This window comes from Noviherbaspirillum sp., assembly GCF_035254685.1.
In the GTDB taxonomy this organism is placed as follows: Bacteria; Pseudomonadota; Gammaproteobacteria; order Burkholderiales; family Burkholderiaceae_D; genus Noviherbaspirillum.
Genome location: NZ_DATFAI010000032.1, coordinates 75,548 through 95,883 on the forward strand (window position 1 = coordinate 75,548; position 20,336 = coordinate 95,883).

The following is a 20,336-nucleotide window of genomic DNA, read 5'->3' on the forward strand; positions in this document are numbered from 1 at the left end:
GTTTTAAACCCTCCTCACCTTCCCGCATAAAAACATGTCAGCCCAACTCATCAACGGAAACGAACTCTCCCAGCAAATCCGCGCCGACGTTGCGAAGCGCGCCGCCGCCCTCACGGCAAAAGGCAAGCAGCCCGGCCTCGCCGTGATCCTGGTCGGCGACAGCCCGGCGTCGCAGGTCTATGTGCGCAACAAGGTGAAGGCCTGCCAGGACAACGGCATCTACTCGGTCATGGAGAAGTACGACGCCGACATGAGCGAAGAAGCGCTGCTGGCGCGCATCGATGCGCTGAACCGGGATCCAAAGATACATGGCATCCTGGTGCAACTTCCCTTGCCTCCGCATATCAATGCCCATAAGGTGATTGAAGCGATCGCGCCGGAGAAGGACGTGGACGGCTTCCACGTCAGCAACGCGGGCCTGCTGATGACTGGCCAGCCGTTGTTCCGGCCGTGCACACCCTATGGGGTGATGAAAATGCTGGAATCGATCAACTATCCGGTGCGCGGTGCGGTCGCCGTCGTGGTCGGCGCGTCGAACATCGTCGGCAAGCCGCAGGCTATGCTGCTGCTGCAGGCTGGCGCGACGGTCACGATCTGCAATTCGAAGACCCGGGACCTCGGCCATCACACGCGGCAGGCCGACATCCTCGTGGTCGCCACCGGCAAGCGCAATATCGTTACTGCCGACATGGTCAAGCCGGGCGCGGTCGTCATCGACGTTGGCATGAATCGCGACGACAACGGCAAGCTGTGCGGCGATGTGGACTTTGCCAATGCCAAAGAGGTCGCCGGCTACATCACCCCGGTGCCTGGAGGCGTCGGGCCGATGACCATTACGATGCTGCTCGTTAACACCATTGAGGCCGCGGAAAGAACGTAATCATATGAACTCTGCCCAGAACCCCCTGCTCAACTTTTCCGACCTTCCGCGCTTCGACGCCATTCGGCCGGAACACGTCACACCCGCCATCTCCGCATTGCTTGATGAAAATCGCGCGGTCGTCAAACAACTCGAAGCGCCCGCGCAAAATGTGACATGGGATAACTTTGTCGAGCCGCTCGACAATGCGACGGAAAAGCTCGGCAGGGCGTGGGGCATCGTCAGTCACCTGAACGCAGTGGTCGATACGCCCGAGTTGCGCGCGACGTACAACGAGAACCTGCCCAAGATCACCGAGTTCTGGACCGAACTCGGGCAGAACCTTACTCTGTTCGAGAAGTACAAGGCGCTCAAGACAGGCAGCGAATACGCCACGCTCAATCCTGCACGCAAGAAGATCGTCGAGAACGCCCTGCGCGATTTCCGCCTCGGTGGCGCCGAACTGCCCGACGACAAGAAGGCGCGCTTCGCAGAAATCCAGGAACAGCAGGCGGCGCTGTCCACGAAGTTTTCCGAAAACGTGCTGGATGCGACAAACCACTATGCGCTGTTCGTCGAGAACGAAGCCGACCTCTCCGGCCTTCCGGACGACGTGAAGCAGGCCGCGCGCGCCGCAGCGGAAAAGGACGGCAAGCCCGGCTACAAATTCACGCTGCACTTCCCGTCCTACTTCCCGGTGCTGCAGTACGCGGACAAGCGCGAGCTGCGCGAAACCATCTACCGCGCCAACGTCACGAAAGCGTCCGAGCTCGGCGAAAAGCCCGAATGGGACAACACGCAGAACATCGCTGAGATCCTCAAGTTGCGCGACGAAGAAGCGAAGCTGCTCGGCTTCAGGAATTTCGCGGAAGTGTCGCTGGTGCCGAAGATGGCCGAGACGCCGGAACAGGTCATCTCCTTCCTCGAAGATCTCGCCAGTCGCGCGCGCCCCTTCGCGGAAAACGACCTTGCCGAATTGCGCGCGTTCGCGAAGAAGGAACTCGGCCTCGACAAGCTCGAAGCATGGGACGTGACCTATGCTTCCGAAAAGCTGCGCGAGCAACGCTATGCATTCTCCGAGCAGGAAGTGAAACAGTACTTCCCCGAGCCGAAAGTCATCGAAGGCTTGTTCCGCGTGATCCAGACGCTGTTCTCGGTCGAGCTGAAACCCGACAGCGCGCCTGCCTGGCACAAGGATGTGAAGTTCTACCGCATCGAAAAGGACGGCAAGCTGGTCGGCCAGTTCTATCTCGACCTCTATGCACGCAACGGCAAGCGCGGCGGCGCCTGGATGGACGATGCGCGCGGCCGCCGCCTGACGAAAACGGGCGTGCAGACCCCGGTTGCCTACCTCACCTGCAACTTCAGCGAACCGGCTGTTGTCGACGGCAAGGCCAGACCCGCGCTGTTCACGCACGATGAAGTGATCACGCTGTTCCACGAAACAGGACACGGCCTGCATCACATGCTCACGGAAGTGGACGAACTCGGCGTATCCGGCATCTCCGGCGTCGAATGGGATGCGGTCGAACTGCCTTCGCAGTTCATGGAAAACTTCTGCTGGGAATGGGATGTGCTGCAGCACATGACCTCGCATGTCGATACCGGCGCGCCTTTGCCGCGTGAACTGTTCAACAAGATGATCGCGGCCAAGAACTTCCAGTCCGGCCTGCAGATGCTGCGCCAGATCGAGTTCGCATTGTTCGACATGCATTTGCATTTCGACCACGATTCGTACGGCCCGAGGTCGGCGCGCGACGTACTGAACGACGTGCGGCACCGGGTTGCGGTAATGATCCCGCCGGAATTCAACCGCTTCGAGAATTCCTTCGGCCACATCTTTGCCGGCGGCTACGCGGCAGGATACTATAGCTACAAATGGGCCGAGGTCCTGTCGGCCGACGCTTATGGCGCGTTCGAAGAAGCCGGCGCGGTCGGCGGCAATATCCTGTCGATCGAAACAGGCCGGAAATTCCAGCGCGAGATCCTTGGCGCAGGCGGAGCTCGCACCGCGCTCGAATCGTTCAAGGCCTTCCGCGGCCGTGAACCGACGATCGACGCGCTGTTGCGCCACAGCGGCATGGCCTCGTAAGACATCGTAGTTACAGGGAGAAGAAATGAATCGTGTGCTGCCAACGTGTACGGCACTGCTCTTGCTGGTCGCCGCAAGCGCTCACGCGCAACTGTACAAGTCGGTCGGGCCGGACGGAAAGGTGACCTACAGCGACGTGCCGCCGGCTTCGGCGTCGCGCGTCGAGACGAAAACGGTCGCCAGCGGCAGCGCCAACACCGGAGATCTTCCCTATGAAGTCGCGGAAGCGGTGAAGAACCATCCGGTCACCTTGTACACAGCGCGCAATTGCGCTCCCTGCGACGATGGCCGCAAGATGCTCACCGCGCGCGGCATTCCATTCTCTGAAAAGACTGTCAACACGGCTGAAGATGCCGTGCGTTTCAGGCAGATGGGCGAGGATGGTCAGGTGCCAGTACTCTTCGTCGGTCGTAACAAGCAGCGCGGCTACGAAGCCGGCGCGTGGAATGGCGCACTGACTGCGGCGGGCTATCCCGAAACAAGCAAGTTGTCGAAGTCTTATCACAATCCCCCGGCTGAACCGGCAGCACCTGCGCCGAAGGCCATTGCCGAAAAACGACAGAATGGCGACAACGTCGGCAAGCAGGCCTCCCGCTCCTCGGCGACCGAGCTGCCGCCAGCCATCGGCAACGCGCCGCCGGGCTTCCGTTTCTGATCAGGCACCATGACACGCATCGACTTCCACACCAACGTCCCGGACAAGATCGCGTACACCTGCCGCCTGGTCCGCAAGGCGCGGACGGCGAATTGCCAGATCGTGCTGCTAACCAGCGACGGCCCGGAAATGGCGGCGCTGGACCAGGCGCTCTGGACTTTTTCGGAACTCGACTTCCTGCCGCACGTGCCGCTCTCCGACCCACACGCGAACAGCACGCCGATCATTCTCACCGAAGACGACCAGGCCGAGTTGCCGCATTACGAAGTCCTGGTCAACCTCTCCGGCCGCACGCCGGCGCATTTTGCGCGTTTCGAGCGCATGGTCGAGATCGTCACTCGTGACGAGGCCGAGACCTTGGCAGGCCGCGAGCGTTACCGTTTCTACCAGCAGCGCGGCTACCCACTGCAGCATTTCACGGCAGACAAGGCATGACAAACCCCTCTCTGGACGCGAGCATTCCAGTCCTGACCGAAATCATCCCCGCTCCGGTTGCGTCGCCGAAGCAGCCTGCCGCACCGACGCCGCCTCCGCCCCCGCTCAAGGACGAGACAGCCGCCAAATCTTCCATCGCTCCGGCCGCGCTTGACGAAGAACAGTTCGAGCGCCTTGAACACGAGGTCAGGGAGCGCGTCCTCGTGCAGGTGCTGGAGCGCATCGATTTCGTGCTCGAGCAGCGCGTCCGAGACAGCCTGGCCGATGTCCTGCAGACTGCTGTCGAAAAACTGGCTGCCGAGATCAAGGACGGCCTGCATCACTCCATCAAGGATGCCGTCACACGCGCAGTGACGCAGGAAATCAGCAAGCTGCAGTCTGCAAAAAAATAGACACCCTGTTCATCCGTGAACACATTCCCATCGAATCGCTCCATCACCGGCCGTGACAAATGCTATGTTCACGGCACGCATCACGTTTTCTCGAGGACTCCGCAGCAGAAGGCTCCTATGTTTGACCGGGCGCATGGCGCATGCCCTGCGGAATGGCGTACACAGGAACGCAGCGCGCCGGAAATGCAGATCGCCTGCACCTTTCGGCATGCCCGACACTTGCATTCACATCCGGAGATTTTGTTGTCATGAAAGTCATCGTACTGGGCGCCGGCATCATCGGCACCGCATCCGCATGGTTCCTGAACAAGGCGGGGCATGAGGTCACAGTCATCGATCGCCAGACCGGCGCAGCGCGCGAAACCAGCTTCGCCAACGGCTGCCAGATTTCCGTCTCGCACGCGGAGCCCTGGGCCAATCCGGCGGCCCCGATGAAGATCCTCAAATGGCTGGGCAAGGAAGATGCTCCCCTGCTGTTCCGCCTACGCCCGGAGTGGCAGCAATGGATCTGGGGCCTGCGCTTCCTGCGTGAATGCGCGCCGGCGCGCGTGGCGGACAACATGAGGCAGATCGTCGCCATCGCCGAATACAGCCGCCAGACGCTGCAGGCGGTGCGCGCCGAGACCGGCATCGAATATGACCAGCTCACGCGCGGTATCCTGCACTTCTACACTGATCACAAGGAGTTCGAGCATTCGCTGGAAGCGGCACGACTGATGCGCGAGTTGGGTTGCCCGCGCCAGTCCATCGGCCCGGAGGAAGTTGTGAAGATCGAGCCTGCACTGTCTCGCATCGCCGGCAAGATCGTCGGCGGCGACTACACGGCGACGGATGAATCAGGCGACGTATTTAAATTCACCAGCGGACTTGCCGATAGAGCCGGCGCAGCCGGCGCGCAGTTTCGGTTCAACACAACCATTACGCGGCTGCTGAATGACGACGGAAAAATCAGCGGCGTCGAAATCATCAACCCCGATGGCACGTACGAAGTCTTGCATGCGGATGCCTTCGTGGTCGCCATGGGCAGTTTCTCTGTGCCCCTACTCGATCCGCTCGGCATCAGGCTGATGGTCTATCCCGGCAAGGGCTACTCCGCCACTTACACCGTCACCACACCGGATGCGGCGCCGACGGTATCGCTCACCGACGACGGTTACAAACTGGTGATATCCCGTCTCGGCAACCGCCTGCGCGTGGCAGGTACGGCCGAGATGAACGGTTATGGTCGCGATCTGAACACGACTCGCTGCGAAGCCATCACCCGGCGCACGCGCGAACTGTTTCCGGACGCCTGCGACTATGACAATCCGATGTACTGGGCCGGCCTGCGTCCCGTGACGCCGTCAAACGTCCCCTATATCGGCAGGACGCGCTTTGCCAACCTGTTCCTCAACACGGGGCATGGCACGCTTGGATGGACCATGGGTTGCGGCTCGGGGCGGGCAATTGCCGACATCGTCTCGGGCCGCCGGCCGGAAGTGGATTTCGCCTTCACCGGCATGCCTGCCCACGGCAATGTCCGGTCCGGCGGTACGTCGACCGCCCGTGCGTAGTCTATTTCCCGACACGCACCTGCACCTCGGCCTGCTTTTCGTCGAAAGCGACGCGAGTAGCAAACTTCGCGCGCTTCATGGGGAAGCGCGACTGGAAATGGCGGACATTGCCCGAGCCGGAGATGACCTTGCGCACGAACTGGTAGTAGGCATCCATGTCGATCACGTGCACGACGAGGAAGTAGTCGTACTCTCCGGAGACGAAGTAGCACTGCATGACTTCGATTTCCTTCGCCATGCGCGCCTCGAATTCCTGCATGTGCTCGTCCGACTGGTTGTTGAGCGACACCTCGAGGAAGGCGAGCATCCCGTATCCCAGGGCAAACGGATCAACCAGCGACACGTCCGCGCTGATGATGCCCGCCTCGCGCAACTCCCTCATCCGGCGCAGGCATGTCGGCTGGGAGATGTGCACCTTTTCAGCCAAAGTCCGGGTAGGCATCTGGTTATCCTTCTGCAGAAGGTTCAGCAGTTTGCGATCAACCTTGTCCAGGACATGGAATTTGGGCATATAAAAAACGAAGAATGTTTGAAAAAACCACAGAAAAACTCTTTTCGAACCGTTTTTTCTGTTGTACCGTCTGCGTGTTCAGAAAAACTGAATAATAAACGGCTGTCGGGAGCGTCACTAGAAGACTGAAAACCAGTCCAGGCCACACCATTCCGATAGCCATTCAATAGGTGAGTGTTGCAGCAACCCTGCGTTTTTTCAATCCTTAGGAGGATATTTTATGCAGTTCAAGACAAAAATGATTCCGTTGGCTGGCGCGATTGCATTTGCCTTTGCAGGTGCCGCATCGGCACAGGAACTGGTCGTCAAGATCGGCCACGTCGGCCCGATCTCCGGCGCCATTGCCCACCTCGGCAAGGACAATGAAAACGGCGCGCGCATGGCCGTCGACGAACTCAACGCCAAGGGCGTGACCATCGGTGGCAAGAAGGCCAAGTTCGAACTGCTCGCAGAAGACGATGCCGCCGATCCGAAGCAAGGAACTGCAGCTGCACAGAAACTGGTCGATGCCAAGGTCAACGGCGTGATCGGCCACCTGAACTCCGGCACCACCATCCCGGCTTCCAAGATCTACTCCGACGCCGGCATCCCGCAGATCTCCCCGTCCGCCACCAATCCGAAATACACGCAGCAAGGCTTCAAGACCACCTTCCGCGTGGTGGCCAACGACGGCCAGCTCGGCGGCACGCTGGGCCGTTACGCTGTGCAGATCAACAAGGCCAAGCGCGTTGCGGTGATCGACGACCGTACTGCTTACGGCCAGGGCGTGGCGGAAGAGTTCATCAAGGGCGTCAAGTCCAAGGGTGGCGCTGCGCAGATCGTGGCGCAGCAGTACACCAACGACAAGGCCACCGATTTCAACGCCATTCTGACCGCCATCAAGGCCAAGAATCCTGACACCGTCTTCTTCGGCGGCATGGACGCTGTGGCCGGCCCGATGCTGCGTCAGATGAAAGCGCTGGGCATCAATGCCAAGTTCATGGGCGGCGACGGCGTCTGCACCGAAAACCTGGTGAACCTGGCTGGCGACGCCATTGGCGCCCCGGGCCAGATCGTCTGCGCAGAAGCGGGCGGCGTGGAAGATTCTCAGAAGAAGGGCATGGACGATTTCCGCGCCGCTTACAAGAAGAAGTTTGGCAACGACGTGCAACTGTATGCACCGTACGTCTATGACGCCGTGATGGTGATGGTCGAAGCGATGAAGAAGGCCGGTTCGGCCGAGCCGGCAAAGTACCTGCCGGAGCTGGCGAAGACCAGCTACAAGGGCGTGACCGGCCATATCTCCTTCGATGCCAAGGGCGACATGAAGGACGGCACCCTGACGCTGTACACCTACAAGGATGGCAAGCGCCAGCAGATCGCCGTGACCAAGTAACACCAGCACGACGATGGCAAAAAGCCCCGGTTTTCAGCCGGGGCTTTTTTTCGTCCCGGGCCGATCACCTGCGGACGCGTGCGCCGCCACGCCAATAAAAAAAGCGCTCGTGCGAGCGCTTTTTCGTGATCAACCGAGAGCGGGATTATTTCTGCGACAGCACCCACTTCACCAGGGTGCGGGCTTCCGCTTCGTTGACCTGTGCGTTGGCGGGCATCGGGACTGCGCCCCACACGCCGCTGCCACCCTTCAGCACCTTTTGCGTGAGCTTGTCTTCAGCATCTTTCTGGCCCGCGTACTTGGCAGCGACATCCTTGAATGCCGGTCCGACGACCTTGTTCGCAACGGAGTGACAAGCCAGGCAGTTCTTCGCCTTCGCCAGATCGGCGTTTGCCATCGCAGCATTGGAAACCAGGACACCTGCGGCCAGAACTACCAACAAAGAACCCTTCATTACTTTCTCCATGAAAAAATCCCGGTCATTCACCGGTGAACTGGACATGCACATTACCTGTTCCATTCCGAAACGGCAAGCTTCCTTGCGCGGTTGACAGTGTAAATTGACCGTTACACTCTTTAGCAATATCCTGCAAGAAATGTGAATCCCGGAGTAGTCATGCCTATCATCATCGCCATTGTCGTATTGTCAATCCTGAAATACTTTGAAGTCAGCATCGTTGCCGATCTTTCCTGGTGGTGGATTGCCGCACTGCTCGGTGTGGCTTTCGTCTGGTTCGAATTCATCGAACGCATGCTTGGCCTGGACAAACGCAAGGCGCATGAGCAGTTGGAGAAAGCACGCAAGGAACGGGTCAAGAAAACCTTCAAGAACTAGTACAAAAGCAACAAGGGCGGCACATGTGCCGCCCTTGTTGCATCAGCAGGACAAACCGCTTATCTCTTCAGTTGCGACAGGTCGCGCACCGCGCCCCGGTCAGCCGATGTCGCCAGCGCAGCATAAGCCTGCAGCGCCTGCGATACGACGCGCTGGCGGTTCTCCGGCTTCCATGCCTTGTCGCCCTTCGCTTCCATCGCCGTCCTGCGGGCTGCCATCTCAGCATCGCTGATGCTCAAGTGAATGCGGCGTGCCGGGATGTCGATCTCGATGGTGTCGCCATCGTTCACGAGGCCGATCGCGCCACCTTCCGCCGCTTCAGGCGATGCGTGGCCGATCACCAGGCCGGAGGAACCACCAGAGAATCGGCCGTCGGTAAACAGTGCACAGACCTTGCCCAGCCCCTTGGATTTGATGTACGAAGTCGGATACAGCATTTCCTGCATCCCCGGCCCGCCCTTCGGGCCTTCGTAGCGAATGATGACGACATCGCCTTCTTTCACGACATCGCCGAGGATGGCTTCCACTGCCGCGTCCTGGCTCTCGAACACGCGCGCCTTGCCGGTGAACTTCAGGATGCTTTCATCCACGCCCGCGGTCTTCACGATGCAACCCTTCTCGGCCAGGTTGCCGTACAGGACCGCGAGGCCGCCGTCCTCCGAATACGCATGAGCCTTGTCGCGGATGCAACCGTGGGCGCGATCGGTGTCGAGCCTGTCGTAACGCTTGTCCTGCGAGAACGCAACCTGGGTGGGCACGCCGCCAGGAGCGGCGAGGAAGCGCTGGCGTACGGCTTCATCCTGGTTCGTCACGATATCGTTGGCGGCGATCGCTTCGCCCAGCGTCTTGCTATGCACGGTCGGCAAGTTAGTCTCCAGCAGGCCGGCACGGTTGAGTTCGCCGAGGATAGCCATGATGCCGCCTGCGCGGTGCACGTCCTCGATGTGGTAATCCTGGGTTGCGGGCGCCACCTTGCAAAGGCAAGGTACCTTGCGCGAGATGCGATCAATGTCGGCCATCGTGAAATCCACGCCGGCTTCCTGCGCTGCGGCCAGCAGGTGCAGTACGGTGTTGGTCGAGCCGCCCATCGACACATCGAGCGCCATCGCATTCTCGAAGGCTGCCTTGGTGGCGATGCTGCGCGGCAGGATGGAAGCATCGTCCTGCTCGTAATAGCGCTTGGCCAGGTCCACGACCAGGCGGCCGGCGCGCAGGAACAACTGCTTGCGGTCGGCATGCGTCGCCACCGTCGTGCCGTTGCCCGGCAGGGACAGGCCTAACGCTTCAGTCAGGCAGTTCATGGAATTCGCGGTGAACATGCCGGAGCAGGAACCGCAGGTCGGGCAGGCGGAGCGCTCGATGTCGGCTACCTGCGCATCGGATACGGTCGGGTCGCCGGCCTGGATCATGGCATCGATCAGGTCGACCTTGATGATCTTCTGCGATCCTTCCTGCTTGCCGTGCAATGCCTCGATCACCTTGCCGGCCTCCATCGGGCCGCCGGAGACGAACACCACCGGGATGTTCAGACGCATCGCGGCCATCAGCATGCCGGGGGTGATCTTGTCGCAGTTGGAAATGCAGACCATCGCGTCGGCGCAGTGCGCGTTGACCATATACTCGACCGAGTCGGCGATCAGCTCGCGCGACGGCAGCGAATACAGCATGCCGCCGTGGCCCATGGCGATGCCGTCGTCCACTGCGATGGTATTGAATTCCTTCGCCACGCCGCCGGCTGCCTCGATCTCGCGCGCGACCAGCTGCCCCATGTCCTTCAGGTGCACGTGGCCCGGCACGAACTGGGTGAACGAATTGACCACGGCGATGATCGGCTTGCTGAAGTCGCTATCCTTCATGCCGGTGGCGCGCCATAATGCGCGTGCGCCGGCCATGTTGCGGCCATGGGTGGTGGTGCGGGAACGGTATTGCGGCATGTCACTCTCCGGAAATGAATCTGCGTCCAGTCGCCTGCTTCAGGCGGCGTCACGATAAAGGAACTAGATTGCCTTGCGCGAAGCTGCGTGTCAAATATATGATTCATTGCCTATTAATTCGAATTGCATATGAATATTGAGCTGCGGCAATTGCGCTATTTTGTCGCGGTGGCCGAGGAGAGCCACTTCGGGCGCGCCGCCGTGCGCCTGCACATGACGCAGCCGCCGCTGTCGCAAACCATCCAGTCGCTGGAAGCCGCCCTCGGTACACCGCTTTTTGCCCGCACCAAGCGTCGCGTCGCCCTGACGCCCGCCGGCGCTGCCTTGCTACCCGAAGCACGTCGCATATTGCAGCAGGCCGGCGCGCTGCCCGATCTGGCTCGGCGCGCTGCTTCGGGCGAATCCGGCCTGCTGTCACTGTCCTTCGTCTCCACCGCCGATTACAGCGTTTTGCCGCCGCTCCTGCGGGAATTCCGCGAACGTCATCCGCAGGTTCGTATCGAGTTGCGCGAAGCCACCACAGATGTGCAACTGGAAGACCTGATGCAGAACCGGATCGATGCCGGTCTGCTGATTGCGCCGCTCCAGGACAAGGTCAAGGCGGAACTTGACTACCTGAGAGTATTCTCCGAGCCGCTGGTGCTGGCCGCGCCGAAGGGCCTGAAAGCCTTGCGCGGCAAGCGCGAGGTGTCACTCGGCAGCATATCGGACATGCCGCTGATCATTTTCCCACGGCGCATCGCGCCCGCTTTCCATGACGCGATCGTCGGCTGTTTCCGCGACGCCGGTCTGACGCCACATATTGGCCAGGAAGCGATCCAGATGCAAACCATCGTCGGGCTCGTTTCCGCAGGCATGGGCATCGCGCTTGTGCCACAATCCGTGTCGAACCTGAAGCGCCCCGGCGTCGAATACAAGACGCTTTCCGGTAAGCCCGTGTCCATCGAGACCGGACTGGCATGGCGACGCGACAACATGTCCCCGGTGCTGCATACCTTTCTCGAATTACTGCGAAAGAAACGATAAATGCTGATACATCCACTTCCCGATCCGATCGCTTTCTCTATTGGCCCGCTCAAGGTGCACTGGTACGGCCTGATGTACCTGTTCGGCTTCATCCAGTTCATCGTTCTCGGACGCGTCCGCGCACGTCAGCCGCACATGGCGGCCGCCGGCTGGAAGCCTGAGCAGCTGGACGACATGCTGTTCTATGGCGTGCTGGGCGTCGTGCTCGGCGGCCGGCTGGGTGAAGTGCTGTTCTACCATCCGGAGTATTACTTCACCCACCCGCTCGAAATCATCGCCATATGGAAGGGTGGCATGTCCTTCCATGGTGGTTTCCTCGGCGTGCTGATTGCAATGTGGCTGTGGGCGCGCAAGGCCGGCAAGAATCTCATTGATGTGTACGATTTCATCGCACCGATGGTGCCGCTCGGTTATGCCGCCGGGCGCATCGGCAATTTCATCAACGCGGAATTGCCGGGCCGCGTCGCCGACCCTTCGCTGCCGTGGGCGATGATCTGGCCGAACGTCGACAACCTGCCGCGCCATCCCTCGCCGATCTACCAGGCGCTGGTCGATGGCCTGCTGCTGTTCATCATCCTGTGGATCTACGCGCGCAAGCCACGTCCGCCGCTGGCGGTGGGCGCGATGTTCGTCATGCTGTACGGCATGGCGCGCTTCTTCACCGAATACTTCCGCACGCCAGACTATGAAGTCAGTTTCGCCGGCATCACCATCTCCGCCGGACAGATGCTGTCGCTGCCGATGATCGTTTTCGGTGCGGTCGCCCTCATCGTCACCTACCGCAGGCATCGAAGCTAATGTCGGAAATTCGCATAGAGAAAAAAGACGTCGTCGCCACTATCATCCTGTCCAATCCGCACAAGCTCAATGCCATCGATGTGGCGATGTGGAAGGCGCTGGCGCATGCCTTTACCGTGCTGTCGCAGGATGAGTCGCTGCGCTGCGTGATCGTGCGCGGCGACGAAGGCAATTTCGCGGCGGGCGCCGACGTGGAGGAATTTTCTACCGTGCGCAATACGATGGCACAGGGCATCCGCTACCACACCGAAACCATTGCGCAGGCGCTGCACGCCGTGCCGCAATGCCAGCACCCGACCATCGCAGCGATCGAAGGCGTCTGCGTCGGCGGCGGCCTGGAAATCGCCTGCGCCTGCGATCTGCGGATCGCCGCACCCTCGGCTCGTTTCGGCATCCCGATCAATCGCCTCGGCTTTCCGCTAGCGCCCGGCGAACTGCAGAGCCTGCTGCAGCTGGTCGGTAAGGCCGTCGTGCTGGAAATCCTGCTGGAAGGCCGCGTGTTCGATGCTGCCGAAGCGAAGGACAAGGGACTGATCCATCGCATTGCTTCGGACGTGCATGCGGAGGCCGGCAAGACCGCCTCCCGCATTGCGCAGGGTGCGCCGCTCGCCGCGCGCATGAACAAGCGCCTTGTCAATCGGCTGGCCGCACAGCCCGAGCCGCTGACCGAGCAGGAACTGCACGACGCCTTCTCCTTTCTCGCCTCGCAGGATTACCGCGAAGGCGTCCAAACTTTTCTCAACAAGCGCAAACCGGTATTTTCAGGAAAATAACTTCCCGCCATGAACGCCAACCTGTACGCTCTCTTCACTTCCCGCTTTCCGCAAGACCGCGCTTCCTGCTGCATCGAAACGCATGATGGCCTGTTCTACACATGGAACGACCTCGATCGTGCCACTGCGAAAATCGCCAACCTCCTCGCCGGTCTCAACCTGCCGAAGGATTCACGCATCGCGGTGCAGGTCGAGAAATCGCCGGAAGCGCTGATCCTCTATCTCGCGACCATCCGCGCCGGCTATATCTATCTGCCCCTCAATACCGCGTATCGCGCGGCGGAGATCGAATATTTCGTCGGCAATGCCGAACCTGCTGTCGTGGTCTGCTCGCCGCAGAACTTCGGCTGGGTGTCGAAGATCGCCTTCAAGTGCGGCACGCAGCATGTCTTCACGCTGGGCGACGACCGACAGGGATCGTTGCTGGTGCGCGCCGCGTTGCAGTCGAACAGTTTCGACACCGTCGAACGCCGTCCCGACGATCTCGCTGCGATCCTGTACACCTCGGGAACCACCGGCCGCAGCAAGGGCGCCATGCTGACGCACGATAACCTCGCCTCCAATGCCAAGGTGCTGCACGACTACTGGCACTGGCAGCCGGGCGACGTGCTGCTGCATGCACTGCCGCTGTTCCATGTACACGGCCTGTTCGTCGCATCGCATGGCGCGCTGCTCAACGGCAGCAAGATGATTTTCCTGCCGAAATTCGATGCCGCAGATGTGATGCGCCACCTGCCGCGCTCCACGGTGTTCATGGGCGTGCCGACCTACTATGTCCGCCTGCTGGCCGAGGCGTCGTTCGACAGGAAAGCCTGTGCGAACATGAGGCTGTTCGTCTCCGGCTCGGCGCCGCTGCTGACCGACACGTTCAATGAGTTCATCGAGCGCACCGGCCACACCATCCTCGAACGTTACGGCATGAGCGAAACCACGATGCTGGTGTCGAACCCGTATGAAGGCAAGCGCAAGGGAGGCACGGTCGGCCTGCCGCTGACCGGCGTGTCGGTGCGCGTAGTGAAAGGCGACGGCACGCCGTGCGCGGCCGATGAGATCGGCGACATCCAGGTCAAGGGTCCGAATGTCTTCAAGGGTTACTGGCGCATGCCGGAAAAGACGGCGGAAGAATTCACGGCTGATGCTTATTTCAAGACGGGCGATGTGGGCAAGTTCGATGCCGACGGCTATCTGTCGATTGTCGGGCGGAGCAAAGACCTGATCATCTCGGGCGGCTACAACGTGTATCCAAAGGAAATCGAATCCTTCATCGACGAGATGGAGGGTGTGACCGAATCGGCGGTAGTCGGTGTGCCGCACCATGACTTCGGCGAAGCGGTGACTGCCGTCATTGTGCCGCGTCCCGGTTCGACACTGACCGAGGTCGATGTCATCGCTTACCTCAAGTCGCGCATCGCGAATTTCAAGGTGCCGAAGCGCGTGTTCTTCCTGCAGGACCTGCCGCGCAACACGATGGGCAAGGTGCAGAAGAATGTGTTGCGAGAACAGTTCAAGAATGCCTGAGCCTGTGAGGCGGCTCTCCTGCCACTAACGAAATGCCTTGACCATCATGTACGCTGCCAGCAGGTACAGCATGAGGGCAAAAATCTTCTTCAGGCTTTTCACTGGCAGATTGTGCGCGGTCTTCGCACCGAGCGGCGCGGTGGTCACGCTGGCAAGCGAGATCACGAACAGTGCCGGCAGGTAGATGTAACCCAGCGAGCCGGAAGGCAGGTCGGGCACTTTCATGCCGAAGTAAATGTTGGACAGGGTGCCAGCGAGCGCGATCGGAAAACCGAGCGCAGCGCTGGTTGCCACCGCATTGTGAATCTTGACGTTGCACCACGTCATGAAGGGAACGGAGACGAATCCGCCTCCCGCGCCCACGAGTCCCGCCAGCGTACCGATCACGCCGCCGGCCGCAAACATGCCCGGCGGCTTCGGCAATTCACGCGAGCCTGCCGGCTTCTTGTCGAGCAGCATCTGCGTCGCGGAGAACGCAACGAATACGGCGAAAGACAGTGCCAGCGCAGAGGAATTCATCTGCGCCCCGATCCACGGACCGATCCAGGAACCAATGAGAATGCCGGGCGCCAGCAGCTTCACCACATTCCACAGCACTGCTCCACGGGAGTGATGCGCGCGCACTGACGACAGCGAAGTGAACATGATAGTGCCAAGCGACGTCGCAATCGCCATGTGGACGATCTGCTCGTGCGGAAAATGCTTCGCCGTCAGCAGCATGGTCATGAAAGGCACCAGCAGCATGCCACCGCCAATGCCGAGCAGCCCCGCGGCAAACCCGACCGCTGCGCCAAGCACCAGCAGCCCTGCAACCAGGGAGATGTCCATCCGAATGTTTCCCGAGATTATGAAATGTGCTTGATGATACACCGCCACTCGGATGGCGTGACTGGAGTGATGGAGAGGCGGTTGCCGCGACGGAGGATCTGCATGTCGGCCAATTCCGGAAGCGCGCGCAGTTCAGGCAAGGTCATGAGCCGTGTCTTTTTCACGGCGCGCACGTCGACCAGCATCCAGCGCGGATTCTCGCGTGTGGACTTCGGATCGTAGTAGCTGCTTTTCGGGTCGAACTGGGTCTCGTCTGGATAGGGTGAGCTGGCGACCTCGGCAATGCCCGCGATGCCGGGTTCGGCGCAACTGGAGTGATAGAACAGCACCCCATCGCCAACATGCATCATGTCGCGCATGAAGTTGCGCGCCTGGTAGTTGCGCACGCCGAACCACGGCACCGTCTGCTTCGGCGCGGCGAGTGCATCGTCGATGCTTACCTCGTCCGGTTCAGATTTCATCAGCCAGTACTGCATAGTCGTGTCCTCATCACGAAGTGAGCGCCGACGCAAACGAAGCGCACATAAAAAAGCGGCTGCATGAATGCAGCCGCTCGTGAATCAGTCCCGCCTGTGCCGTCTTTGCCGGCATCCCGAACCTTACGGTTCAAGGTGGTCGCAGTTAGTTCAATTTCGGGTTCATCGGACTAGCGACGCGCACGCCCATCGAACAAATTTCCACGACCTATGCACATAAATGGTTCAAGGAATATATGGCAATCGCGAACACGGCAGGAGACTTTAGTGTACCTGAATCACGCCCCTTGTCAAAGACTTTGCGGAAAAATTTCGGGCGGGATTCCGGGGCGGAATTCGTGCTGGCAGGTGCGCTCAGAAGAGGTCCTGCTGGGGCGCAAGCGCCGCGTCCAGGACGGTATGCATTGCTGCAATTTTCTGATTCACTTCCGACACGGTCATTCCCGAGAACGGGCCGTCCTCGGACTTGGTCGCAAGCAATTCGGCAGCGATGCCGAGCGCGGCCATGACGGCAATGCGATCGTTGCCCTTCACCTTTCCGGCATCGCGGATCGCACACATCCTGTCGTTCAGGTAGTCGACAGCCTGCTTCAACGCGGCTTCTTCACCTTCCCTGCATGCGAGGCGATAGGGTATGCCCATGATCGTGACATCGAGCTGGATCATGCTGCCTCCTCATTCGTCTCGCCCGCCACCGGAATTTTTTCCAGCAGGGCGGAAACACGGTGATAGGCCTCCTCGATACGCCTGGAAAGTTCAGCATTCTCCGCCGAGAGCGAAGCAAGCGTCAGGCGCAAGTCAGCATTTTCCCTGCGCAGGGATTGGGCCAGTTCAGCCAGCTGCGTGACTTTTTCGGAAAGTTGATGAAAATCGGAAATCATCCCGTCACTATAGTGGCCGGGACGAATTTCCGTCAATAGATTCAATCACTTGGGGACGTTTTTTGAAAACATTTCTGAAATTCGCATTTTGATCAAGCAAATCCCATTGACCCCTTGCATCAAACAGCCCGAGTCAATAAAATCAAGGCTTCGTGGGGCGGTAGCTCAGCTGGGAGAGCGTCGCGTTCGCAATGCGAAGGTCGGGAGTTCGATCCTCCTCCGCTCCACCACTACTCCGTAAGTCGCTGATTTTCCGACTTTTTCCTTTCGCGGTTCATGGAACGGCACGAAGTGGCACACACCAGTGCTCCACTTACTCCATGCAACTGCCCTCCTACCTCGTCCGCAACCGCCTCGGCATCTATTATCTGCGCGTCGTCATCCCGCGCGCCTGGCGCCTGTCCTATCCTGTATTGCCGCGTGAAATCCGGCGCTCGCTCCACACGCGCAATCCGCGGCTGGCCAAAACGGCGGCGCGGCGCTTCGCTGCGGCGTACGACTTGTTCCTGCAATCGAAGACGATGGAGACAGCGATGCGCTACGACAATGAAGCCAGTCAATGGCTGATCGGCAAGGCTGCGGATGGCCGCTTGCAGGTCACCCGGCAACCGGGCGACGATCCGAACGACTTGAGCGTGATCATCCACGCGATGATGGAAAATGGCCGGGTGCCCCTCGAAGTGCTGGAGAACCCGTTCCAGCGCGCGACGTTTGTGCCCAGCGCGCGCGAGATCCGGGAAACGCGCACACTGCTGCGTCAGCAGGGCAATGACGGCCGCGGCGAGTGGCTGTCCGACGCCATCCTGCGCTACAAGCAAGACATGGAGCTCGAAGAGCGCTGGGCCAGCGCCAGCACCTGGCCGGGCGCCTACGAGCCGGCCCTGCGTCATTTCCGGGAAATCATCGCACCGGACGAGACGACGGCAGAAAAGCGCACGGTCGTCATCAACGGCAAGACCGCCCGCATCTTCGATATCCCGGTGGCGGACATCGACGCTACCCACATCCGCCAGTTCAAATCCGTAATGAGCGTCTGGCCCAAGGGCTTCGGGCAAGGCACGCGCGGCACCGCCAAGGGAGTGCTCACCGCGAAGGATGCGCTCGCCATGACCCATCTGCCTCGGCAGAGTGCCCAAAACGCGATCAAGAAATGCGAAGTGGTCAAGGCATTCCTGCGCTGGGCCTACATCGATGGCTGCATTCCCGAAGGGGACCGCTTTGCAGGTATTCTGCCCAGCAAGCAGCGCAAGAAAAACGGTGAGGGCAAGCACGGCTACCTGCGCTTCACCGATGCCGAACTGCATATACTGTTCGAGAGCGTCGATTATCGCGACAATCTGTTCAAGACCGCCGCGCAATACTGGATACCCCTGATCGGACTGTACACCGGGGCGCGGATCAACGAAATCGCACAGATGGATGTCGCAGACATCGTCGTATCGGAAGAGGGTATCCGCTGCTTCCATATCACCGACACCGAGGACGAGGATGAACACGATGGTGAACTGTATTCGCCCGAAGTGAGCCGCGAAGACTTTCGCAAGAGCGTGAAGACGGACGCTGCACGACGCCTCGTTCCGATTCACCCGAAACTGATCGAGATCGGGCTGGATCTCTACCTCGAGTACGTCAAGTCGCTTGGCCACAAGCGTCTCTTTCCTGAGTTGACCTATGAGCCAAAGTCCGGTTACGGGCGTATTCCCTCGCGCACATTCCGCGAGTACACGAAGCGTTATGGCGTGTACCGGGAACGCAAGAAGGTCTTTCACTCCTTCCGCAGCACATTAAATGGCATTCTTCAAAAGAAGGGCATGACATTGGAGCACCGCAGCCGCCTGATCGGACACGCGACAAAAAGCGTGAACGACCAGCACTACGGTGGAGAGACACCGCTCCAGCAGATTGCGGAACAGCTGGCCCGCGTCGACTATGGGATCGATCATCCCAAGTATTGGGTGCCGAAGGACTTGCCCACGCTCGGATAGTGCGGCCAGGCACTTCGTGCACGGGCGCGACGGCAAGGGCTGTCATGTTATCGCCGACAGCTCCCGCTGGACGGGCCAGGCCTGTCCTCGCGGCGGAACACCGGCAAGAGCCCTGCGCGCCGACTCGAGGTGAACGAGATTTGTATACCGGCGGGCCATGCGCGCCAATGCCACCGCATCACCAGGCCCGTCGGACACGCGCCGTGCTGAGGACCGTCGCAGGCCCCTGCGTAGACCAGCAGTACAAATTGAATACGGTCGTCGCACGCCGTATCCGCAACAAACATGCAGATTCCGATCAAGTTGAGGGCTGGCCTGGTGAAATATCTGTGCTAGGCCACTTGCTCACTGACTTGCGCCGACTCGAAGGTCGCCATCTCGTTCAGAAAATTGACGGCCGCTTGCAGCAGAGGATACGCGAGCGCGCCGCCGGTACCCTCGCCCAGTCGCAAGCTCAGTTGCAGCAACGGTCGCGCGTCGAAATATCGCAGCATTGCCTTGTGGCCCTGCTCATCCGAGCAATGGGAAAACACGCAGTAATCCAGGACAGCGGGATTGATCCTGGCGGCGATCATGAGTGCACTGGTGACGATGAAGCCGTCAATCAGCAGCACCATGCGTTGCTCGGCAGCTTGCAGCATGGCGCCGGCCATCATCGCAATTTCATAGCCGCCAAAGGTTGCCAGAATGTCCAGCGGTTCGACGACCGCTTCATGATGTGCCACCGCACGCTCGATCACACGCTGTTTGTGAGAAATGCCTTCAGTTGTCAGTCCGGTACCGGCGCCAGTGCATTCGGCCACCGACATGCCCGTTATTTTGTGCAGGATCGCCGCAGCAGGCGTGGTATTGCCGATGCCCATTTCGCCGAAACCGATCACATTGCCCTCCAGCTCCTTCACCAGCGCCATGCCATGCTGCATCGCGCGTGCGCATTCGTCTTTCGTCATCGCGGACGTATCGACAAAATTGCGCGTGCCCGGACCGACTTTCCGGTTGATCAATCCCTCACGCGAGCCAAAATCGTGATTGACGCCGGCATCAATTACCTTCAGCGCAATCGTGTTCTGGCGCGCAAAGACATTGATTGCTGCGCCCTCCGCGAGGAAGTTCTCCACCATCTGCCAGGTGACGCTCTGCGGGAATGCCGACACGTTTTCAGCGACGATGCCATGGTCGCCGGCAAACACCAGGATCGTGGGCTGTACCAGGGCCGGGCGCGTCGTCTTCTGGATCAGACCGACTTGCTTTGCCAGTGACTCCAGCATGCCCAGACTGCCCCGCGGCTTGGTCTTGTTATCGATCACCGCGTCCAGGCGGGCCGACAGCATGGGATTTTGAATTGATTCGATGTGGGGGATATGCATCTGTATTGCACGCGCTCGAAGCGCATGTCCTTTCCGTTAAATT

22 protein-coding genes, 1 tRNA gene and 1 other RNA gene are annotated in these 20,336 nt (G+C 60.1%); 14 read left to right on the plus strand and 10 right to left on the minus strand.

What is annotated here, in order from left to right; translation table 11 throughout:
* The first annotated feature begins 34 nt into the window (after positions 1 to 34).
* From folD to VJ698_RS14950, 6 genes are all read left to right on the plus strand, one after another.
* The gene (folD, locus tag VJ698_RS14925; RefSeq protein ID WP_324103570.1) at positions 35 to 880 is read left to right on the plus strand and encodes a bifunctional methylenetetrahydrofolate dehydrogenase/methenyltetrahydrofolate cyclohydrolase FolD; all 846 of its coding nucleotides are present in this window, start codon (positions 35 to 37) and stop codon (positions 878 to 880) included.
* 4 nt (positions 881 to 884) lie between these two features.
* Entirely contained in the window at positions 885 to 2,951 is a 2,067-nt protein-coding gene (locus VJ698_RS14930) for a M3 family metallopeptidase (protein ID WP_324103571.1), read from the plus strand.
* A 25-nt stretch (positions 2,952 to 2,976) separates the two neighbouring features.
* Complete coding sequence (locus VJ698_RS14935) at positions 2,977 to 3,606, plus strand: DUF4124 domain-containing protein (RefSeq protein WP_324103572.1); 630 nt, start codon at positions 2,977 to 2,979, stop codon at positions 3,604 to 3,606.
* A 9-nt stretch (positions 3,607 to 3,615) separates the two neighbouring features.
* Entirely contained in the window at positions 3,616 to 4,041 is a 426-nt protein-coding gene (locus tag VJ698_RS14940) for a DNA polymerase III subunit chi (RefSeq protein ID WP_324103573.1), read from the plus strand.
* A complete protein-coding gene (locus tag VJ698_RS14945) occupies positions 4,038 to 4,433 on the plus strand; it encodes a hypothetical protein (protein WP_324103574.1) in 396 nt (131 codons plus the stop codon). Before VJ698_RS14940 ends, VJ698_RS14945 begins: the two co-directional genes overlap by 4 nt.
* 248 nt (positions 4,434 to 4,681) lie before the next feature.
* On the plus strand, positions 4,682 to 5,986 hold the full coding sequence (locus VJ698_RS14950; protein ID WP_324103575.1) for a D-amino acid dehydrogenase: 1,305 nt from the start codon (positions 4,682 to 4,684) through the stop codon (positions 5,984 to 5,986).
* A 1-nt stretch (position 5,987) separates the two neighbouring features.
* Here VJ698_RS14950 and VJ698_RS14955 read toward each other — a convergent pair whose 3' ends face one another.
* Entirely contained in the window at positions 5,988 to 6,497 is a 510-nt protein-coding gene (locus VJ698_RS14955; RefSeq protein WP_324103576.1) for an Lrp/AsnC family transcriptional regulator, read from the minus strand.
* Positions 6,498 to 6,717: 220 nt separating this feature from the next.
* On the opposite strand from VJ698_RS14955, the gene VJ698_RS14960 reads away from it, so the two are divergent.
* On the plus strand, positions 6,718 to 7,872 hold the full coding sequence (locus VJ698_RS14960) for a branched-chain amino acid ABC transporter substrate-binding protein (protein WP_324103577.1): 1,155 nt from the start codon (positions 6,718 to 6,720) through the stop codon (positions 7,870 to 7,872).
* Here VJ698_RS14960 and VJ698_RS24610 read toward each other — a convergent pair.
* Together VJ698_RS24610 and VJ698_RS14965 are read right to left on the minus strand one after the other, a co-directional pair.
* Positions 7,830 to 8,105, minus strand: coding sequence for an effector-associated constant component EACC1 (locus VJ698_RS24610; RefSeq protein ID WP_414691165.1), 276 nt, complete (start codon positions 8,103 to 8,105; stop codon positions 7,830 to 7,832). The two genes, VJ698_RS14960 and VJ698_RS24610, sit on opposite strands and share 43 nt — an antisense overlap.
* Positions 8,018 to 8,326 (minus strand): c-type cytochrome, encoded by a 309-nt coding sequence (locus VJ698_RS14965; protein ID WP_324103578.1) that lies wholly within the window; start codon positions 8,324 to 8,326, stop codon positions 8,018 to 8,020. The genes VJ698_RS24610 and VJ698_RS14965 overlap by 88 nt, the downstream gene beginning before the upstream one ends.
* 162 nt (positions 8,327 to 8,488) lie before the next feature.
* Between VJ698_RS14965 and VJ698_RS14970 the strand changes: the two genes are divergently transcribed.
* Positions 8,489 to 8,707, plus strand: coding sequence for a TIGR04438 family Trp-rich protein (locus VJ698_RS14970; protein ID WP_324103579.1), 219 nt, complete (start codon positions 8,489 to 8,491; stop codon positions 8,705 to 8,707).
* 59 nt (positions 8,708 to 8,766) lie between these two features.
* On the opposite strand, the gene ilvD is transcribed toward VJ698_RS14970, so the two are convergent.
* Positions 8,767 to 10,641: a dihydroxy-acid dehydratase gene (gene ilvD, locus VJ698_RS14975; RefSeq protein ID WP_324103580.1), complete on the minus strand. Its 1,875-nt coding sequence runs from the start codon at positions 10,639 to 10,641 to the stop codon at positions 8,767 to 8,769.
* A 129-nt stretch (positions 10,642 to 10,770) separates the two neighbouring features.
* On the opposite strand from ilvD, the gene VJ698_RS14980 reads away from it, so the two are divergent.
* Genes VJ698_RS14980 through VJ698_RS14995 form a run of 4 tightly spaced genes read left to right on the plus strand, consistent with a single transcriptional unit; the run spans position 10,771 to position 14,756 of the window.
* Positions 10,771 to 11,667 (plus strand): LysR substrate-binding domain-containing protein, encoded by an 897-nt coding sequence (locus tag VJ698_RS14980; RefSeq protein ID WP_324103581.1) that lies wholly within the window; start codon positions 10,771 to 10,773, stop codon positions 11,665 to 11,667.
* Entirely contained in the window at positions 11,668 to 12,465 is a 798-nt protein-coding gene (lgt, locus tag VJ698_RS14985; protein WP_324103582.1) for a prolipoprotein diacylglyceryl transferase, read from the plus strand. It begins immediately after the preceding gene.
* Positions 12,465 to 13,238 carry an enoyl-CoA hydratase/isomerase family protein gene (locus VJ698_RS14990; RefSeq protein ID WP_324103583.1) on the plus strand — a complete coding sequence of 258 codons (774 nt, stop codon included), beginning with the start codon at positions 12,465 to 12,467 and terminating at the stop codon, positions 13,236 to 13,238. Before lgt ends, VJ698_RS14990 begins: the two co-directional genes overlap by 1 nt.
* A gap of 9 nt (positions 13,239 to 13,247) precedes the next feature.
* Positions 13,248 to 14,756, plus strand: coding sequence for a malonyl-CoA synthase (locus tag VJ698_RS14995; RefSeq protein ID WP_324103584.1), 1,509 nt, complete (start codon positions 13,248 to 13,250; stop codon positions 14,754 to 14,756).
* A gap of 24 nt (positions 14,757 to 14,780) precedes the next feature.
* Here the strand turns inward: VJ698_RS14995 and VJ698_RS15000 are convergent, their stop codons facing one another.
* The 5 genes from VJ698_RS15000 to VJ698_RS15020 form a co-directional block, all read right to left on the minus strand.
* Entirely contained in the window at positions 14,781 to 15,584 is an 804-nt protein-coding gene (locus VJ698_RS15000) for a sulfite exporter TauE/SafE family protein (RefSeq protein WP_324103585.1), read from the minus strand.
* A 17-nt stretch (positions 15,585 to 15,601) separates the two neighbouring features.
* A complete protein-coding gene (locus tag VJ698_RS15005) occupies positions 15,602 to 16,060 on the minus strand; it encodes an EVE domain-containing protein (RefSeq protein WP_324103586.1) in 459 nt (152 codons plus the stop codon).
* Positions 16,061 to 16,143: 83 nt separating this feature from the next.
* A non-coding RNA gene (ssrS, locus tag VJ698_RS15010) (6S RNA) lies at positions 16,144 to 16,324 on the minus strand.
* A gap of 90 nt (positions 16,325 to 16,414) precedes the next feature.
* The gene (locus tag VJ698_RS15015) at positions 16,415 to 16,726 is read right to left on the minus strand and encodes a cell division protein ZapA (RefSeq protein WP_324103587.1); all 312 of its coding nucleotides are present in this window, start codon (positions 16,724 to 16,726) and stop codon (positions 16,415 to 16,417) included.
* Positions 16,723 to 16,941, minus strand: a complete 219-nt coding sequence (locus VJ698_RS15020) for a DUF904 domain-containing protein (RefSeq protein ID WP_324103588.1) — start codon at positions 16,939 to 16,941, stop codon at positions 16,723 to 16,725. Before VJ698_RS15020 ends, VJ698_RS15015 begins: the two co-directional genes overlap by 4 nt.
* A 154-nt stretch (positions 16,942 to 17,095) precedes the next feature.
* On the opposite strand from VJ698_RS15020, the gene VJ698_RS15025 reads away from it, so the two are divergent.
* Positions 17,096 to 17,171: transfer RNA gene (locus VJ698_RS15025), tRNA-Ala, on the plus strand.
* A gap of 90 nt (positions 17,172 to 17,261) precedes the next feature.
* Positions 17,262 to 18,926: a site-specific integrase gene (locus VJ698_RS15030; protein ID WP_324103589.1), complete on the plus strand. Its 1,665-nt coding sequence runs from the start codon at positions 17,262 to 17,264 to the stop codon at positions 18,924 to 18,926.
* A gap of 332 nt (positions 18,927 to 19,258) precedes the next feature.
* On the opposite strand, the gene cobT is transcribed toward VJ698_RS15030, so the two are convergent.
* Positions 19,259 to 20,293 (minus strand): nicotinate-nucleotide--dimethylbenzimidazole phosphoribosyltransferase, encoded by a 1,035-nt coding sequence (gene cobT, locus VJ698_RS15035; RefSeq protein WP_324103590.1) that lies wholly within the window; start codon positions 20,291 to 20,293, stop codon positions 19,259 to 19,261.
* Between the last annotated feature and the right edge of the window lie 43 nt (positions 20,294 to 20,336).

Excerpts from the sequence above, each read along its gene's own strand:
- VJ698_RS14950 (WP_324103575.1), top strand. The coding sequence starts at position 4,682 with ATGAAAGTCATCGTACTGGGCGCCGGCATCATCGGCACCGCATCCGCA.
- VJ698_RS14995 (WP_324103584.1), top strand. The coding sequence starts at position 13,248 with ATGAACGCCAACCTGTACGCTCTCTTCACTTCCCGCTTTCCGCAAGAC.
- VJ698_RS14945 (WP_324103574.1), top strand. The coding sequence starts at position 4,038 with ATGACAAACCCCTCTCTGGACGCGAGCATTCCAGTCCTGACCGAAATC.
- lgt (WP_324103582.1), top strand. The coding sequence starts at position 11,668 with ATGCTGATACATCCACTTCCCGATCCGATCGCTTTCTCTATTGGCCCG.
- VJ698_RS15000 (WP_324103585.1), bottom strand. The coding sequence starts at position 15,584 with ATGGACATCTCCCTGGTTGCAGGGCTGCTGGTGCTTGGCGCAGCGGTC.
- VJ698_RS14955 (WP_324103576.1), bottom strand. The coding sequence starts at position 6,497 with ATGCCCAAATTCCATGTCCTGGACAAGGTTGATCGCAAACTGCTGAAC.
- VJ698_RS15020 (WP_324103588.1), bottom strand. The coding sequence starts at position 16,941 with ATGATTTCCGATTTTCATCAACTTTCCGAAAAAGTCACGCAGCTGGCT.
- VJ698_RS14935 (WP_324103572.1), top strand. The coding sequence starts at position 2,977 with ATGAATCGTGTGCTGCCAACGTGTACGGCACTGCTCTTGCTGGTCGCC.
- cobT (WP_324103590.1), bottom strand. The coding sequence starts at position 20,293 with ATGCATATCCCCCACATCGAATCAATTCAAAATCCCATGCTGTCGGCC.
- VJ698_RS14965 (WP_324103578.1), bottom strand. The coding sequence starts at position 8,326 with ATGAAGGGTTCTTTGTTGGTAGTTCTGGCCGCAGGTGTCCTGGTTTCC.
- VJ698_RS14990 (WP_324103583.1), top strand. The coding sequence starts at position 12,465 with ATGTCGGAAATTCGCATAGAGAAAAAAGACGTCGTCGCCACTATCATC.
- VJ698_RS14980 (WP_324103581.1), top strand. The coding sequence starts at position 10,771 with ATGAATATTGAGCTGCGGCAATTGCGCTATTTTGTCGCGGTGGCCGAG.
- VJ698_RS15030 (WP_324103589.1), top strand. The coding sequence starts at position 17,262 with ATGCAACTGCCCTCCTACCTCGTCCGCAACCGCCTCGGCATCTATTAT.
- VJ698_RS15015 (WP_324103587.1), bottom strand. The coding sequence starts at position 16,726 with ATGATCCAGCTCGATGTCACGATCATGGGCATACCCTATCGCCTCGCA.
- VJ698_RS15005 (WP_324103586.1), bottom strand. The coding sequence starts at position 16,060 with ATGCAGTACTGGCTGATGAAATCTGAACCGGACGAGGTAAGCATCGAC.
- VJ698_RS14940 (WP_324103573.1), top strand. The coding sequence starts at position 3,616 with ATGACACGCATCGACTTCCACACCAACGTCCCGGACAAGATCGCGTAC.
- VJ698_RS14960 (WP_324103577.1), top strand. The coding sequence starts at position 6,718 with ATGCAGTTCAAGACAAAAATGATTCCGTTGGCTGGCGCGATTGCATTT.
- folD (WP_324103570.1), top strand. The coding sequence starts at position 35 with ATGTCAGCCCAACTCATCAACGGAAACGAACTCTCCCAGCAAATCCGC.
- ilvD (WP_324103580.1), bottom strand. The coding sequence starts at position 10,641 with ATGCCGCAATACCGTTCCCGCACCACCACCCATGGCCGCAACATGGCC.
- VJ698_RS14970 (WP_324103579.1), top strand. The coding sequence starts at position 8,489 with ATGCCTATCATCATCGCCATTGTCGTATTGTCAATCCTGAAATACTTT.
- VJ698_RS14930 (WP_324103571.1), top strand. The coding sequence starts at position 885 with ATGAACTCTGCCCAGAACCCCCTGCTCAACTTTTCCGACCTTCCGCGC.